General features: G+C 64.8%; 14 protein-coding genes. 7 read left to right on the forward strand and 7 right to left on the reverse strand.

What is annotated here, in order from left to right:
* Positions 1 to 58: 58 nt before the first annotated feature.
* The 5 genes from I6F21_RS13510 to I6F21_RS13530 form a co-directional block, all read right to left on the reverse strand.
* Positions 59 to 883 (reverse strand): CarD family transcriptional regulator, encoded by an 825-nt coding sequence (locus I6F21_RS13510; protein WP_225183229.1) that lies wholly within the window; start codon positions 881 to 883, stop codon positions 59 to 61.
* A 344-nt stretch (positions 884 to 1,227) separates the two neighbouring features.
* Positions 1,228 to 1,566, reverse strand: coding sequence for a ferredoxin FdxA (gene fdxA / locus I6F21_RS13515; protein ID WP_018643465.1), 339 nt, complete (start codon positions 1,564 to 1,566; stop codon positions 1,228 to 1,230).
* Positions 1,567 to 1,698: 132 nt separating this feature from the next.
* Positions 1,699 to 1,950 carry a S4 domain-containing protein gene (locus I6F21_RS13520; RefSeq protein ID WP_074447665.1) on the reverse strand — a complete coding sequence of 84 codons (252 nt, stop codon included), beginning with the start codon at positions 1,948 to 1,950 and terminating at the stop codon, positions 1,699 to 1,701.
* 31 nt (positions 1,951 to 1,981) lie between these two features.
* Positions 1,982 to 5,425: a helicase-related protein gene (locus tag I6F21_RS13525; RefSeq protein ID WP_225183230.1), complete on the reverse strand. Its 3,444-nt coding sequence runs from the start codon at positions 5,423 to 5,425 to the stop codon at positions 1,982 to 1,984.
* Between the two features lie 704 nt (positions 5,426 to 6,129).
* Entirely contained in the window at positions 6,130 to 6,948 is an 819-nt protein-coding gene (locus I6F21_RS13530; RefSeq protein ID WP_225183256.1) for a DUF3108 domain-containing protein, read from the reverse strand.
* Between the two features lie 592 nt (positions 6,949 to 7,540).
* Between I6F21_RS13530 and rpmB the strand changes: the two genes are divergently transcribed.
* The gene (rpmB, locus tag I6F21_RS13535) at positions 7,541 to 7,849 is read left to right on the forward strand and encodes a 50S ribosomal protein L28 (RefSeq protein ID WP_036045358.1); all 309 of its coding nucleotides are present in this window, start codon (positions 7,541 to 7,543) and stop codon (positions 7,847 to 7,849) included.
* Positions 7,850 to 7,967: 118 nt separating this feature from the next.
* Here rpmB and I6F21_RS13540 read toward each other — a convergent pair whose 3' ends face one another.
* A complete protein-coding gene (locus tag I6F21_RS13540; RefSeq protein ID WP_225152031.1) occupies positions 7,968 to 8,387 on the reverse strand; it encodes a very short patch repair endonuclease in 420 nt (139 codons plus the stop codon).
* 163 nt (positions 8,388 to 8,550) lie between these two features.
* On the opposite strand from I6F21_RS13540, the gene I6F21_RS13545 reads away from it, so the two are divergent.
* The 3 genes from I6F21_RS13545 to ftsZ all read left to right on the forward strand — a co-directional run bounded on the left by I6F21_RS13545 (position 8,551) and on the right by ftsZ (position 11,620).
* A complete protein-coding gene (locus I6F21_RS13545; protein WP_225183231.1) occupies positions 8,551 to 9,309 on the forward strand; it encodes a DNA cytosine methyltransferase in 759 nt (252 codons plus the stop codon).
* 390 nt (positions 9,310 to 9,699) lie between these two features.
* Positions 9,700 to 10,215 (forward strand): hypothetical protein, encoded by a 516-nt coding sequence (locus I6F21_RS13555; protein WP_225140584.1) that lies wholly within the window; start codon positions 9,700 to 9,702, stop codon positions 10,213 to 10,215.
* A gap of 148 nt (positions 10,216 to 10,363) precedes the next feature.
* Entirely contained in the window at positions 10,364 to 11,620 is a 1,257-nt protein-coding gene (gene ftsZ, locus I6F21_RS13560) for a cell division protein FtsZ (RefSeq protein WP_225183232.1), read from the forward strand.
* A 180-nt stretch (positions 11,621 to 11,800) separates the two neighbouring features.
* On the opposite strand, the gene I6F21_RS13565 is transcribed toward ftsZ, so the two are convergent.
* On the reverse strand, positions 11,801 to 12,451 hold the full coding sequence (locus I6F21_RS13565) for a hypothetical protein (RefSeq protein WP_225183233.1): 651 nt from the start codon (positions 12,449 to 12,451) through the stop codon (positions 11,801 to 11,803).
* 191 nt (positions 12,452 to 12,642) lie between these two features.
* Between I6F21_RS13565 and I6F21_RS13570 the strand changes: the two genes are divergently transcribed.
* The 3 genes from I6F21_RS13570 (at position 12,643) to I6F21_RS13580 (ending at position 16,032) form a co-directional block, all read left to right on the forward strand.
* Positions 12,643 to 13,977 carry a DUF2235 domain-containing protein gene (locus tag I6F21_RS13570; RefSeq protein WP_225183234.1) on the forward strand — a complete coding sequence of 445 codons (1,335 nt, stop codon included), beginning with the start codon at positions 12,643 to 12,645 and terminating at the stop codon, positions 13,975 to 13,977.
* A 303-nt stretch (positions 13,978 to 14,280) separates the two neighbouring features.
* Entirely contained in the window at positions 14,281 to 14,526 is a 246-nt protein-coding gene (locus I6F21_RS13575) for a PilZ domain-containing protein (RefSeq protein ID WP_036020176.1), read from the forward strand.
* A gap of 351 nt (positions 14,527 to 14,877) precedes the next feature.
* Complete coding sequence (locus I6F21_RS13580) at positions 14,878 to 16,032, forward strand: iron-containing alcohol dehydrogenase (RefSeq protein ID WP_225183235.1); 1,155 nt, start codon at positions 14,878 to 14,880, stop codon at positions 16,030 to 16,032.
* Positions 16,033 to 16,049 lie beyond the last annotated feature (17 nt).

The raw sequence follows: 16,049 nt of genomic DNA on the forward strand, positions 1-16,049 counted from the left end.
CCAAACAAAAAGCCCGGCCAAACGGCCGGGCTTTTGATTGCTTGCGTTCGGTGCCGGCTTACGCGGCCTCGTCGGCGACGGTGCTGTCGTCGCCATCGGTATCGTCGGTATCACCCTCTGCATCCGTGTCTGCTTCGCCCTCGGCAGCTTCCGCCTTGGCATTGCGGCGCGGGCTCTTGGCGAGCTGCGCCTCGATCTCCTTGACCGCTTCGGTCTCGGTCGAGTGCTGCACCACCGCGATCTCGCGGGACAGGCGGTCGAGCGCCGCTTCATAGAGCTGGCGTTCCGAGTAGGACTGCTCGGGCTGCGATTCCGAGCGATAGAGGTCGCGCACGACTTCCGCGATCGCGACGATGTCGCCCGAATTGATCTTCGCTTCGTATTCCTGGGCGCGGCGCGACCACATCGTGCGCTTGACGCGGGCGCGGCCCTTGAGCGTCTCCAGCGCCTTCTTGACCAGGGCCGGATCGGACAGCTTGCGCATGCCGACATTGGCGACCTTGGCGGTCGGCACGCGCAGCGTCATCTTGTCCTTGATGAAGTTGATGACGAACAGCTCGAGCTTCGCACCGGCGATCTCCTGCTCCTCGATGGCCAGGATCTGGCCGACGCCGTGAGCGGGATAGACCACGAATTCGTTGGCCTTGAAGCCCTGACGCTGGGTCACGACCTTCTTTTCCTCGACCTTCGGCGCAGCCGCGGGCTTGGCGGCCGGCTTGGCAGCGACGGGAGCCTTGGCAGGCGCAGCAGCAACGGGAGCCTTCGGCGCGGCGGGCTTGGCAGCGGGGGCCTTGGCGGTCACAGGCTTGGCAGTCACAGGCTTGGCGGCAGCAGGCTTGGCAGCGGTCGCTTTCGCGGCCGGTTTGGCAGTCTTGTTAGGCATTGCGCTTCTTTTGTTCTTCGAGGACTTTGCAGCCGGCGCCTTCGTCGCGGTCCGACCCTTGGATGCGCTACGGCTGGCCGCGGCGACTTTTTTGGCCTCCTTATGGGAAGCCCTCGCTGAAGTACTCTTTTTACGCGTTTTCTGTGACACAGCCTGCGCGCGGAAACTGCCACGCCCCTGTTCGACATTTGGTTTCACGGGAACCCAGAGGGGCCAACGGGGCTGACGGGGTTCGGCTTAATGTGCCCAATATAGCACATTTCCCGCAAAAATCAATGATTTAGGGGTCTTGAGGGCTGGTTTTCGGCGGCAGCGCCGCTATTAGGGTTAAGTTTGGGCGCGAATTAGTCCCCAGAGCCGGGGTTCGGAGAAAAATATTTCTCGAACTTGCCTTCCATGCCGTCGAATTCCTTGGCGTCGGCAGGTGATTCTTTCTTCTGGGTGATGTTCGGCCAGCTCTTGGCGTAGTCGGCGTTGACCTGGAGCCACTTTTCGAGGCCCGGTTCCGTGTCCGGCTTGATGGCGTCGGCGGGGCATTCCGGCTCGCACACGCCGCAATCGATGCACTCGTCGGGATGGATGACGAGCATGTTGTCGCCCTCGTAGAAGCAATCGACCGGGCAGACCTCGACGCAGTCGGTGTACTTGCACTTGATGCAGTTTTCAGTGACGACGTAAGTCATCCAACGCTCCGAAAAGCTCTTTTAGAAGTCGCGGCTTGCCTAGCGCGGATGGCCGGGCGCCGCAAGGTCGGGAAGGCCCGATCATGACGGCTTTGTGTGTTTGATCGATCAAGAAATGAATGCAAAGCGCAATTAATTGCGCGTGCCGAGCTCCTCGTAGAGCACGCGAGCCGAAGCGGCATCGCCACGGCGCTCGTTGAAGGCGGTGACCTTCAGCACGCGCACGGTGCGATCGAGCGCGATGGTGAGGACGTCGCCAAGCTTGATCGCATGGCCCGGCGACGTCTCGCGCACGCCGTTGACGCGGACATGGCCGGTGACGACGAGCTCGGCCGCGGAGGTGCGCGCCTTCACCACCCGCGCGTGCCACAGCCATTTGTCGATACGCTGCCGCTCGGTCGTCGTCGTCGTGGGATTACTCCTTCCGCCCCAGCTGCTCTTTCAGCGCGGCGAGCTTGGCGAAGGGCGAGTTCGGATCGATCGGACGATCGCGCTCGCGCGGGTTCGCGCTCGAGGCGTAGGGACGCAGCGAGGGACCCGACTCGCGATCACGGCGGTCACGGCCCTTGTCGCGGTCGCGGCCGCGATTGTCGCGGCCCTTGTCGCGATCTCCGCCGAACTTCTTGTTATCGCGGTTGCGATCACGATCCTTGTCGCGGTCTCCCTTGCCCTGGAAGCTGCGATTGCGGTCGTCGCGGCGCTCACCGCCCTCGCCGCCTTCACGCGGCTTGCGGAAATCGCGGCCGCCATCGCGGCGATGGCCGCCGCCACGACGATGGCCCGGCTTCGCGCCGTCGGCGGCTTCGCCGGGCGCGGCGCTCGCTGCATCGGGTGCAGCGCCAGCCTCAGCGCCGGGCCGCGGACGCTGGTTGTTGTGACGCTGATGGCGATGGCGCTCGTGGCGCGGCTTGCGATCCTCGTGACGGCCGGCAGGGCGCCAGACCTCGACCAGCTCGGGCTCGGCCGGTGCAACTGCCGCCTCAGGCGCGGCAGCATCGGGGGATGCAGCAGCTTCCGTCGCGGCGGTCTCGGCGGCAGCCGCTTCGAGGCCGGTAGCATCGGCGGGCGTCGCAGCCTCTTCTGCGGGCGGCGCGATGCCGGGGGCGTCCTCGGGCGTGACGGGCGCTTCCGGAGACGCTTCCAGCGCCGGCTCCTCGTGAGCTTCCTCTTGAGCAGGCTCGTCGTGCGGCTCCATGCCGGGCGCGTCTTCGACAGTGACGGATTCGGCCGTAGTCTCAGCGGCCGGGGCCTCAGCCGGCAGGCCGGCAACAGCCTCAGCTGCAGCCTCGGTCGAGGTCTCCGCGCTGCCTTCAGCGGGCGGCGTCTCGGCCGCGACGGTCTCAGTGACGATCTGCTCGGTCACGACCTGCTCGGTCACGACAGGCTTCGGCGGCAGCGGCGGGCGCTTCTCCATGCGATAGCCGAGCGCGCGCAGCACGGAGGCAAAATCTTCGCCGGCAGATCCGGTCAGCGAGGTCATCGCCTGCGTCACCACGAAGCTGCGGCCGTCGAACGCGCCGGCGGGCTTTTCGCCCGGCGAATTCTCGCGCCACGCCAGCGCCGGGCGGATCAGGTCGGCGAGGCGCTCCAGAATGTCGACGCGCACCGCGCGCTCGCCGGCCTGCTTGTAGCCGAGCACGCGATAGGCATCGCGCGGCAGCGCCTTGTCGACCGGGAACGAGGTGCGCCCCGAGGAGGCCAGATGCTGCGCGCCCGAGAGCGCGGAGAGATCGACATTGTCCTGCTTCAGCGCCCAGAGCAGCGCGGCCAGCGCACGCGCGGCGGGCTTGAGCAGGCCGGGGAAATAGATGTGATAGGCGCCGAAGCGGACGCCGTATTTGCGCAAGACGGCGCGCGAGGACTGGTCGAGATCCTTCAGCTCGCTGGCGATCTTCGGACGCTCGAGCACGCCGAGCGCCTCGACCAGCTGATAGGCGATGCCGCGGGCAATGCCGGTGACGTCCTCGGCCTTCGACAGCTCGAACATCGGCCCGAGCAGCTTTTCGATGTGGGTCTTGAGCCAGAGCTCGAGCCGCGCCTGCACCTTGTCGCGGGGGGCGCCGGTCAGGCGCTCGTCCGAGATGATGCGGATGCGCGGATGCAGCGCCTCGTCTGCGGCGGCAAGGCGCGCCATGGCATCGCCGGTCCAGCGGATGATGCCTTCGGAGGTGAGCACGAACTGCTCGTCCGGCGCATTGCCCAGCTTTTCGGCGCGCGCGTTGATCTCGCCGGCGAGCACCGCTTGCGCTGCAGCCTGCAAGGCTTTCGCATCGGAGCCGGCTTCCGCCGCATCCGGTGCAAAGGTGAAGCCATCGAGGCGGCCGATGACATGGCCTTCGACGATGACTTCGCCGGTCTTGCCGATTTCAGTATTCAAGCTCGTGTTCTCCCGCAGGCGGCGCATCAATACACTGGTCCGGCGATCAACGAAACGCTCAGTCAAGCGTTCATGGAGCGCATCCGATAATTTATTTTCGACCTCCCGCGCGATCCCCTGCCAGCGTTCCGGGTCTTTCAGCCAGTCCGGGCGGTTGGCGACGAAGGTCCAGGTGCGGATCTGGGCGATTCGGGCCGACAGCGTGTCGATGTCGCCGTCGATGCGGTCAGCCTGGGTGACCTGGGACTCGAACCAGGCATCGGGAATGCAGCCCTTGCGCATCAGGAAGCCGTATAGCGTCGTCACCAGCTCGGCATGGGCGGCCGGCGACAGCTTTCTGTAGTCCGGGACCTGGCAGGCTTCCCAGAGCCGCTCCACGGCGGCCTTGCCATGCGCGATATCGCGCACCTCGCCGTCGCGGGCGGCGTGATCGAGCACGCGCATGTCCTCGGCGATCGGCGCGCGCGTCAGCGTCTCGTGGCCGGGGGCGAGGTTCAGCGAGACCTGGAGCGCGCCGAGCGAGGAGAAATCGAGCTTGGAATTGCGCCATTGCAGCACCTTCACGGCATCGAAGGTGTGGTTCTGCAGCGCGTTGACGAGCTCGGGCTCGAACGGCGCGCAGCGGCCCGTGGTGCCGAAGGTGCCGTTGCGGGTGGCGCGGCCGGCGCGGCCTGCGATCTGCGCGAATTCGGCCGGCGTCAGGCGGCGGAACTGATAGCCGTCGAACTTGCGGTCGGAGGCGAAAGCGACGTGGTCGACGTCGAGATTGAGGCCCATGCCGACGGCATCGGTGGCGACGAGATAATCGACGTCGCCGTTCTGGAACATCGCCACTTGCGCGTTTCGTGTGCGGGGCGACAGCGAGCCCAGCACCACGGCGGCGCCGCCATGCTGGCGGCGGATCAGCTCGGCAATCGCATAGACTTCATCGGCCGAGAACGCGACGATGGCGGTGCGGCGCGGCTGGCGCGTGATCTTGCGATCGCCGGCGAACTCGAGCTGCGACAATCTGGGCCGCGTGATCATGGACACGCCCGGCAACAGGCGCTCGATGATCGGGCGCATGGTCGCGGCACCCAAGAGCAGCGTCTCGTCGCGGCCGCGGCGGTTGAGGATGCGGTCGGTGAAGACGTGGCCGCGCTCGAGATCGGCGGCGATCTGGACCTCGTCGACGGCGAGGAAGGAGACGTCGATATCGCGCGGCATCGCCTCGACGGTCGAGACCCAATAGCGCGGGTTCTTCGGCTTGATCTTCTCCTCGCCGGTGACGAGCGCGACGCTGGCCTCGCCGGATCGAGCGGCGATCTTGTTGTAGACCTCGCGCGCGAGCAGGCGCAGCGGCAGGCCGATCATGCCCGAGGGATGCGCCAGCATCCGCTCGATGGCGAGATGGGTCTTGCCGGTGTTGGTCGGACCGAGCACCGCAGTGACGCCCGCGCCGGGGGCGCGCTCGGAAGCGAAGGGGGAGGAGGAAAAAGCCATGTCTATCGGATTAGGTAATGGCGATTTGGGCGAATGTCAGTGCTATCCGGGGCGGAGAGGGGGCTGGCTCTTCGTTCCTCATCCTGAGGAGCGCGTCAGCGCGTCTCGAAGGATGAAGGCCCGGCTGGTGCTGCTGGGCGAGCCAAGCCCCTCGCCCTTCGAGACGGCCGCTTGCGCGGCTTCCTCAGGGTGAGGGGCACACCGCGGGCGTGAAAACGCCCTCCCCAAATCCCGCGCAACTGTCTCACTTTGCGACGCTTTTCCCGTTCGCTTTAAGCTTCGGAACGACTCTAGAACGAATCGCGGCCGAATCGCTGACTCCCCTATGAGTCCCGTTCCGTTCACGCAACATGTCGCGGGACTCGTCTTGGTTGCGCACTAGATGGAGTTTTGCGAGGGCACACAAGCGACCGGGGTGGTTAAAGCTGGGGACGGCAGCGAGTCGAATCAGAATCGGGGAGGAGTCAAATGGATTCCCTGAGCACGCGGGCTGGTCAAACGAAGAGTGCGAAAACAACCCCATGCACAGTAGGTAGGTCGTTGATATTGCTAGGGCGCCACCGAACGCTCGTCATTCCGGGGCGCGACGCAGTCGCGAGCCCGGAATCCATCGTGAAACCATCCCTGGAGCCCGATGGATTCCGGGTTCGCGCCGAGGGGCGCGCCCCGGAATGACGTCGGAGAGAGCGGTGCGGCCTCCTTGCCTACTGCGTCTTGGCGACCCTCGGCGGCTGGGGCGACGTGATGAAGCTCGTGGCTTCCAGCATGGCGGGGCCGAGCGGGGTCGGCACTTTCAGCCAGAACGGGACCAGGATGCGCGTGCCGGCGATGGGGGCGAACGCGATCTCCATGTTGCGCTGGGCGGCGAGGTATTTGATCACCGGGCGGTCGGGAATGTAGCCGGCGATCGGCACGAAATAGATCGCGCAGACCACGACCGGGCCCTTGTAGCCCTTCTCCGCCTTCACGGTCTCCATGCGCTTGAAATCGAGCTTGAGCTCGTAGCGCATGCGGCCGTCGAACACCGGCGCGGAGCTGTGGCAGGCGTCCTGCGAAACGGGATCACCGGTGCCGGGCACGCGCAGCAGCGAGGCCGTCATGGGGTCCCAGACGCCGCGGCGGTGGGCCTCGGTGACGACGATGCGGTCCGGATCGACCGGCGGCTCCGGCAAAATGGCGAAATCCTTCACATTGCCCTTGTCGAGGGTGATGCGGATCTCTTCGGTCTTCTTCTGGGTGGTGGTCGAGGCCTGGTAGCCGGTCGCCACCAGCGCGCCGCCAACGACGCGCCCCTGGCTGGCGCCGGTGCCGGACCCGCCCGTGAACGACTTCAAAAGCCCGGTGGTGCCGCCGGCGGCCGCCGCCGAGAACACGTCGTCCTGGATATCGATGTTCCAGGCGCCCTTGCCGACGGGAATGCCCGCCAGCGTCGCCTCATATTGCGCCTCGAGCTTGCCTTGCGCCGCCGCCGGCGCCGCGCCGGACGCCAGGCCCAGCACCACCGCCAGGCCAAAAAGCGCCATCAGCCGGCCGGCCAAGGGGACGTCCAAGCGGACGCCCCGACACAGACAGGCTGAGCGCAGGTCTTGCGCGAAATGAAGCGTTGTCGGCACGAAACAATCCAATCAGAGCGCGATGTGCTGTTACTTAAGCCAAAACCGGCGGCAAACAATGTGTCGGGGCGTGCAGCCCCGGGAACTCCACCGGACTCTTCGACGGCGAATACGCCCTTTATGTGATGGTAAGGCGCGACAATCATTGCCGTTTTGGTGAGCGGGCGGTAACGGGGGGCGTTCCGAGCTCTCCCCACCTCCGCTGTCATGCCCCGCGAAGGCGGGGCATCCAGTACGCCGCAGCGCCTCTGGTCAGCCGCGCCGCCGCGGAGTACTGGATCGCCCGCCTTCGCGGGCGATGACACCGAGGATGGGGCACGAGATCCCGGGTTCGGGCTCTGCCCGCCCCGGGACGACGGGCCAAAAACGGCCCGTCGCCTTGACGCAAGGCGCCTTCCCCCCTATACGTCCGCCCGCTCCCTGCAAGGACGAAAGAATTTGCCCCCGTGGCGCCGAAATGGCGGCCGCACTCGTTGGGGGTTCGAACTAAAGGATTTATGCCATGTCTCGCCGCTGCGAACTGACGGCCAAGGGCCCCCTCGTCGGCCACAAGGTCAGCCACTCCAACATCAAGACCAAGCGCCGCTTCCTGCCGAACCTCGTCAACGTGACGTTCATCTCGGAAGCCCTCGGCCGCAACGTGCGCCTGCGCGTCTCCACCAACGCGATCAAGAGCGTCGACCACAATGGCGGCCTCGACGCCTACCTGCTCAAGGCCAACGCCGATGCGCTCTCCCCGCGCGCCGTCGAGCTGAAGCGCGCCATCCAGAAGAAGGTCGGCGACACCCAGCCGGCGAAGCAGGCGAGCTGAGATTTTTGATTTAGGGCGGGGGCTAAGTTGCGTCGCGTGGCGTAGGCTTAGCCGAGTAGAGTTCGAGTAGCGGCCGGATCGGAAGATCCGGCCGTTTTTGTTTTTGGCGAGCGAGCGACTACACTCTCGGATGAGAGAGAACAGCATCAAGAAGTTGGCGCAACTTACGTGGCTTCGCCACTTCACATTCCCAGATTGTCAAACATCTCCATCCCTCCGCGCGTAATGCTCTTTTATGCCTAGCGTCGCGCAATCGGTTTCCCCGAACCTTTTCGACCCAATATTTCGAATTCGACTTCACCCTGCGTGTTCCATCTACGCACTTGGTGCACCCATGCCAAAAGCAGCCGTGAACGAAAATCACAACCCGCCGCGATCCGAAAATGATGTCGGGCCTTCCTGGAAGGGTCTTCGCGTGCAGCCGAAACCGTAGGCCAGCGGCGAATAGGAAACGGCGAACGGCGATCTCGGGACGTGTGTTCTTCGAGCGGATCGCCGCCATATTCGCGCTACGCCGATTCGCCGTTATCGTATCCATCTCCGCCGACCGAGCCTCTTCCCTGCCTTCAACTCTCTGAAACTTAATAGGTTTTTTACTGTACTTAGTAACAATTGGACGCAACGCCCCTCTGTGTATACCCTCGGTTGCAGTGACAAGCCGCAAGCACTCGCAAGCGACCTTACCGACTAGATAAAGAGTGATGACGAAGGCCCAGCAGCAACGATCCAGTTCCAAGCGCAAGACGAACCAGCTTCCAAAGATAGTGAGTCTCTTCTCCGGCGCCGGCGGTCTCGATCATGGATTTAAGTCGGCCGGTTTCAAACTTAGTGCCGCGTTTGATATCTCCCCAGCAGCGATTGAAACGCATAAGCGTAATTTTCGAGGTGCAACCGCCACGGCCGGCGACTTGATCGCGCTTGGTCCGAAAGGCGTTGCTTCAATTGTCAAGAATGCCGTCGATGTCGGCTCTCGAATTGGCATCATTGGCGGCCCTCCTTGCCAAGGCTTCTCTAGAGCCAACACAACGGCCAAAGCATCGGATCCTCGAAATCAATTGCCGAAGGGCGTTCAAGCCCTTTTCCTTGTAGGTCTTTGCAAGTGGCTAATTGGACTTTCGACTTCGCAAAACCCTCCCTCGATTTTGGACGTGAAGAATGTTCTTGGGTATCGCGTAAATGCTGGAGCAGAAGTCGAGGACATGGTTTCGATCGCGATAAAGTTCAATCCAACCCACACGCTCACCAAAGATCCCGCAAACCTCGCAGCCGTCCCTCCAGTTCAATTCGACGAGTGTGAGCTCGCCACGAAGGCCCTGAAGCGAATTGGAAATTTGGTTGACGTAGACGAGTACCTAACTTCGCAACATGAGATACGAAAGGAAATGATTGAGTCGATGTGTCAGCTACTTGAACCAGCTCGGTACGATTGCGACGAGTATCGGAAGTTGTATTCTGCTTAAAGGGTTACGGACGATAGCTGACGAGAGTCTGGCTTTCCGCTATACTCGCCTCGGTAGCATCCCCCGGAGGCGCATCCCATGGAGACCGCGGCCAATTCCGACCACAAGCCCGCCGGCAAGAACCTCGTCATCTGCTGTGACGGCACCGGCAACAAGATCTCGGAAACCATCCCCAACGTCCTGAAGCTCCATCGCTGACTGCGCAAGACCGACAAGACGCAGCCGCGACAGCTGGTGCCCCTACGTCTCCGGCGGCCGGCACGGCGACCCACCCGTAAACACCCCCCGCGCCCGTTAACCGTCCATTAACCAACGCACCCTAGCCTGCGGTAATCGTCCAGCCATCATTAGCTCGAAATGCCTTCCCGGTTCGCTCCAGGAGAAGCGCCGATGTGCGTTGAGTTGTTGACGTATGCCGATCTCGGTGCCCGCCTCAATGTCTCGCGCGAGGCCGCGCGGGCGCTGGCGCGGCGTCGGCGGTTGCCGCGCTCGCGGTCGGGGGACGGCAAGGCGGTGGTGAGCGTCGATCTCGCCGCTCTCCGCTACACGCCGCGCCCGCGACGAGCCCGCCGGGCAGATCCCATCGCGACCTCCCTGGCCAGGATCGAGGCCGTCAAGACCGAGGTCTTCAAGGCGGAGATCGCGCGGCTCGAATCCGTCGCAACCGCCTACAGGGCCGTGTTCGAGCGCGAGCGCGAGCGCGCCGATCGCCTCGCCGTCGAGCTGACGCAGGCGGCCGCCGAGACCAAGGCCGCCAACGCATGGGCGGCACGACTGGAAGACGAAGTGACGGCGCTGCGGAGCGATCGCCGCCCTGGCGGCTCGATCGCGGGACACGCGGCGCGTCGGTTGGGACATCTGGCCGCCTTCATCGTGCAAGCAGACCGCGCGGCCAGAGCGCGATGAGATTGGGACGAATCGTCATCGCGCTCCAGGTTTTTGTTCGAGCATGATCTTTTCGGAAAACCGCTTCGCACTTTTCCGGATCATGCTTGCAGGTAGCACGCAAGACTTTCTTTAATCCCCGGCTTGCCGGAGCAATCGCGAGGGAAGAATGACTGGCAACACCGATATTCATGAAATGAAGGCCCGCATCGTCGTGTTCGGCGTCGGCGGCGCCGGCGGCAATGCCGTCAACAACATGATCGCGGCCGGGCTGCAGGGTGTCGAGTTCGTGGTCGCCAACACCGACGCGCAGGCGCTGGCGATGTCGAAGGCGAAGCGCCTCATCCAGCTCGGCACGAAGGTGACCGCAGGCCTCGGCGCCGGCTCGCAGCCGGAACTGGGACGCGCCGCAGCCGAAGAGGCGATCGACACGATCCGCGAGCAATTGACCGGCGCGCACATGGTGTTCGTGACGGCAGGCATGGGCGGCGGCACTGGCACCGGGGCTGCACCCGTCGTCGCCAGGATCGCGCGCGAGCTCGGCATTCTCACCATCGGCGTGGTCACCAAGCCGTTCTACTTCGAGGGCACGCGCCGCATGCGCTTTGCCGAAGCCGGCATCGAAGAGCTGCTGAAGACGGTCGACACCCTCCTGATCATCCCGAACCAGAACCTGTTCCGGGTGGCCAGCGAGAAGACCACGTTCGCCGATGCCTTTGCGCTTGCCGACCAGGTGCTTTACTCGGGCGTGGCCTGCATCAGCGACCTCATCGTCAAGGAAGGCCTGATCAATCTCGATTTCGCCGACGTCCTCTCCGTCATGAAGGAGAAGGGCAAGGCCATGATGGGACGGGGCGAGGCTTCCGGCGAGAAGCGCGTGCTCGCCGCTGCCGTCGCCGCGATTTCCAATCCGCTGATCGAGAATCCCTCGATCAAGCGCGCCAGTGGCCTCATCATCTCCATCACCGGCGGCAAGGATCTCATGCTGTACGAGGTCGACGAAGCGGCGACCCGCATTCGCGACGAGGCCGACCCGGACGCCAACATCATCGTCGGTGCGTCCTTTGACGAAAGCTTAGAGGGCATCGTCCGCGTCTCGGTGGTGGCGACCGGTATCGATAATCTCGATCCGGCGCAGGCGCACCCGGTGGAAACCGCCCTCACCCAGCTCGCCGGCAGGCTGCGCAACGACGGCCGCCGCATCGCCGATCGCATCGAGCGCAGCGCCGTCCTTCCGCACGTGGATAGCCCGCCGTTGCGCCCGCAGCCGCACCACCCCGTGGGGCCACCGGCAAGGCCGGGCCTGGACCATGCGCGGCAGGCGGCGCTTCAACCGCTCCATGCTTACGGCCGCGCGCCTGCACGCAATGCGCCCGACGAGGCCGTTCTCGATATTCCGGCCTTCTTGCGCCGCGCGGCCAACTGAGCGGGTCGGGGGAGTTACCTGCTCGGCAACCAGCGAGCCCAACAACGGCTCGTCATCCCGGGGCGCGACGAAGTCGCGAGCCCGGGATCCATAACCACCATCGTGAGTATGGATTCCGGGCTCGCGCCAAGAGGCGCGCCCCGGAATGACAGGGTAGAGCGTGCACAGCGCGCCGATGCTTCAGGCCGCCGTGCTGTGCGGCTTCTCCGCCGTTTCCTTCTTGTCCGTTTCCTTGTCGCGGGACAGCCAGGCCGGAAAGCGAAGCAGGCGTTCGTTGGTGTCCTTCGGCAGCTCGATGGGCGGCACTTCAACGGCCGAACTCGGCAAGTCCAGCGCCGCGTGGCCGGATCGCACCGCATCCGCGCGCTGATCCAGTTCACGCAACAGGGGATCGAGCACGCTGTCGACCTCGGTCGCCACCGACACCAGGAAACTATTGAGCTCGCGCGCCTCGGGCACAACGGCCGCAGCCGATTCGACCGCCCTGGAGAGACCGTCGACGACAGGTGCAAACGCGCCGGCGGCTTGCTTGATTCGCGTCTTGATCAGTTCGATCTCGCTCAGGACGCGCTCACGCTCCCGCCTTTTCTTCTCCTCCGAAAGGCGGGCTTCAATTTCGGCGATCTGGGCCGTCAGGGTCGTGGCTTCGGATGCGAGCGCATCGCGTCTGCCGCGCGCGCGATCGAGATCGCGGCTGAGATTGTCCACTAAGTCGTCCCTTGCGAACATGGCGTTGCTCCATAGGACAGGCGTTCTGCCCTGTAGGACGGCCTTGGCGCGAACCGCCAGCCTCGCCATCGACCAGATGGCCGGATCGGCCGAAACAGGCATCAACTTCCGTCGCGTCACATGGGCCGACATGGTGATCCCCCATCGTCGACATTAGGCAACCGCATGGTTAACAAGAGGTTAATGTCAACACAGCCTTCGGCCATGGGACCGGGTGCCGGCGACGTCGCCTCCTCGCTGCCATCCATTTTCCGCTATACTCGCCCCGGTAGCATCACCCGGAGGCGCATCCCATGGAATCCGCCCACCCCGCCGACCACAAGCCCGCCGGCAAGAATCTCGTCATCTGCTGTGACGGCACCGGCAACGAGATCAGCGAGAACATCTCCAACGTCCTGAAGCTCTATCGCTGCCTGCGCAAGACGGACAAGACGTCGCCGCGGCAGATGGTGTTTTACGATCCCGGGGTCGGCACCATGACGGAGCCGTCGACCTGGGGGCGCTGGAAGGCCAACATCAAGCTGGTGTGGGGGCTCGCTACCGGATACGGGCTCGATGACAACGTGCTGTCGTCCTATTGCTTCCTGGTTCAGCATTACGCGCCCGGCGACAAGATCTACCTGTTCGGCTTCTCGCGCGGGGCCTACACGGTGCGCGTGCTGGCGGGGCTGATCCACAAGATCGGCCTGATCTCGCCGGAGCAGGCGAACCTCGCAGGAAGCGGCCTCATCGCCTACAAGCAATATTCCGGCAGCGGGCGCGGCAACGACGTCGAGGATATCAAGAACATCGTGTTCGACGAGAGCGGGCCGCTGCCGAAGGACGAATTTGATCTCGCCGCGCAGTTCGCGCGCATCACCTCGACGCGCTGGCCGACCATCCATTTCGTCGGCGTCTGGGACACGGTGGCGAGCGTGATCGTGCCGCGCGCTGATCGCTTCTACTGGCCGAGCCTGGAGGAGCTCGCCTTCACACTGCGCGATCCCAGCATCAGGATCTTCCGGCAGGCGATCGCGATCGACGAGCGGCGGCGCATGTTCCGCCTGAAGCCCTACGCGGAGCCGCAGGAGTTCTGGAGCAATCGCTACGTGCCTGATGAGAAGAAGGTGCCGCAGGACATCATGCAGGTGTGGTTCGCCGGCGTGCATTGCGACGTCGGCGGCGGCTATCCGGAGGCCGAGAGCGGCGAGTCCAAATATCCGCTGCTGTGGATGATCGACGAGGCCGAGAAGGCCGGGCTGAGGTTCAACCCGCGCACGGTGAACCAGCTCGCCTGGGGCGTCCAGCGCAAGAACTCGCCGTTCACCTATGTCGAGCCCGCTTTTACCGGGAAGAGCGGCATGCTGCACGATTCCATGACGGCGGCCTGGCGGGTGCTGGAGTTCTTGCCGAAGCGCGCGAAGTACCGGGAATGGCCGGCGCGGAAAGTCTATTTCGGCTTCTACATCCCCGATGGCGAGCCGCGCCTGATCCCCGAAGGCGCACATGTGCATGAGAGCGTGCTGAAGCGCATGGCGGTGGAGCCGGACTACCGGCCGGTGAACCTGCCGAAGGATTACGTGACGGTGCCGATGCCGGTGCCGCCGGGGCTGGCGGCGGGGATCGAGGTGGTGCCGGTGACCGAGTGAGGGCGTGGGCACGGCTCGCTGCTCGTCATTGCGAGGAGCCCTTGCGACGAAGCAATCCAGGCTGCCTCCGCGGAGGGATTTCTGGATTGCTTCGCTTCGCTCGCAATGACGGTGTTGAGGCAGGCGCGCGCCACGTCGTCACTATGGGGAGAGGGGAAGCGCACTCCGCTACCGCTGCTTTTGCCTTTCGCTGACACTTTTCGTTAAAATTCTCGGGCGCGGCTTAGGGGGATCGCATCAACTCTTTTCCATGATTGGGACAGATCAGCCGCCGCGACCTGCGGAGTTGGAGGAGACGTGCCAATGCATCCGCGCAAGTTCGTCCGTGTGAAGCCCGCAGGCCTGGTGTCACGCCAGGCCAAGATCATCACCGACCCGCGCGCGCCGGTGATCCCGTGCACGCTGATCGACTATTCGCCCGGCGGGGCCTGCGTCGATCTCGGCGGTCAGGTGGCGATCCCCGATCGCTTCGAGCTGCTGCACGTCAACACCAAGAAGCGCTGCCGCATCGCCTGGAAGCGCGGCACGCGCGTGGGCGTGGTGTTTTGAGGGAATAGCGGCCGGTTGCTGGCCCTGCCTTTTTGGCAAGGACTCGCCTTGGAGAGATTTTCCCCTGCAGCCATCCTTCGAGACGCCCGCTTTAAGCGGGCTCCTCAGGATGAGGGTGGAGTGCGCGGCGGCAGTTCTCGACGGGCACCGGCGCCGATGAGCCTCATCCTGAGGAGGCGCGTAGCGCCGTCTCGAAGGACGAGGCGTGCGCGCCGGCCGCCGCCACATCTCATCTTCAACAGCCCCGCCCCTGCGCTGCAAACGGCCAGCGTCTTCGCGCATGACGGCTCCGGCGGGGTCGGCTAGATTGCGTCCCTAACAACAACAACGAATTGTCCGGGGAGGACAGGCGTGTACCAGGGACGTGTCGTGTTCGGCGCGATCGAGGAGGTCGTGTTCGGCCATCCTGCGGCCGGGGCCATCGTCGCGCAGATGGACCGGCTCGGAACAAGCCGCGCCTTCCTGATGGTGTCGGGGACGCTGAACCGGCAGACCGACGAAATCACGAAAATCAGAGAGGCGCTCGGCTCCCGCTGCGCCGGCCTGTTCGACGCGATGCCGGCCCATACGCCGCGCGAGGCGGTGATCGCGGCGACACAAGCGGCGCGCGCGGCGGAGGCGGATCTGATCGTCACAATCGGCGGCGGTTCCATCACCGACGGCGCCAAGGCGGTGCAGCTCTGCCTTGCCAACGGCATCGACGATATCGCCGGCATCGACCGCATCCGCGTGCACAAGGGTGCCGCGCCCGAGATGAACGCCCCTCACGTGCGGCAGGTCAGCGTGCCGACCACGATCGCCGGCGGCGAGTTCTCATCGATTGCCGGCGTCACCGACCGCGCGAGCCACGTGAAGCAGATGCTGCGGCATCCGCTCGCCGTGCCGCGCGCGACCATCCTCGATCCTGCCATCACCGTGCACACGCCGGAATGGCTGTTCCTGTCGACCGGCATCCGCGCCGTTGACCATTGCGTCGAGGCGATCTGCTCGCGCGAGACGCATCCTTATGCCGATGCGCAGGCGGTGAAGGGCCTCGCCATGCTCGCCGACGCGCTGCCGCGGGTGAAGGCCGACGCTGGGGATCTCGATGCGCGGATGGATGCGCAGATCGGCACCTGGCTGTCGATGGGCGCCCTCGCCGCCGGCGTGCCCATGGGCGCGAGCCACGGCATCGGCTACGTGCTGGGCGGGGCATACGACGTGCCGCACGGCTACACCTCCTGCGTCATGCTGCCGGCGGTGATGCGCTGGAATGCGCGCGACAATGCCGAGCGGCAGATGATCGTCGCGGCCGCGATGGGCTATCCCGGCCGTGACGCGGCCGACGTGCTCGATGCCTTCATCCGTTCGCTCGGCATGCCGCGCAGCCTCGCCGACGTGCGCATCTCGCCGGAGCATTTCGACGCGATCGCGGAAGCCGCGATGCGGACGAACTGGATTCCGCGCAACCCGCGCAAGATCGCTAGCTCCGCCGATGTGCGCGAGATCCTGCTGCTTGCCGCCTGATCGACATCCGGAGGATC

The sequence above is a fragment of the Bradyrhizobium sp. NBAIM03 genome (genome assembly GCF_020194055.1).
Lineage (GTDB): Bacteria > Pseudomonadota > Alphaproteobacteria > Rhizobiales > Xanthobacteraceae > Bradyrhizobium > Bradyrhizobium yuanmingense.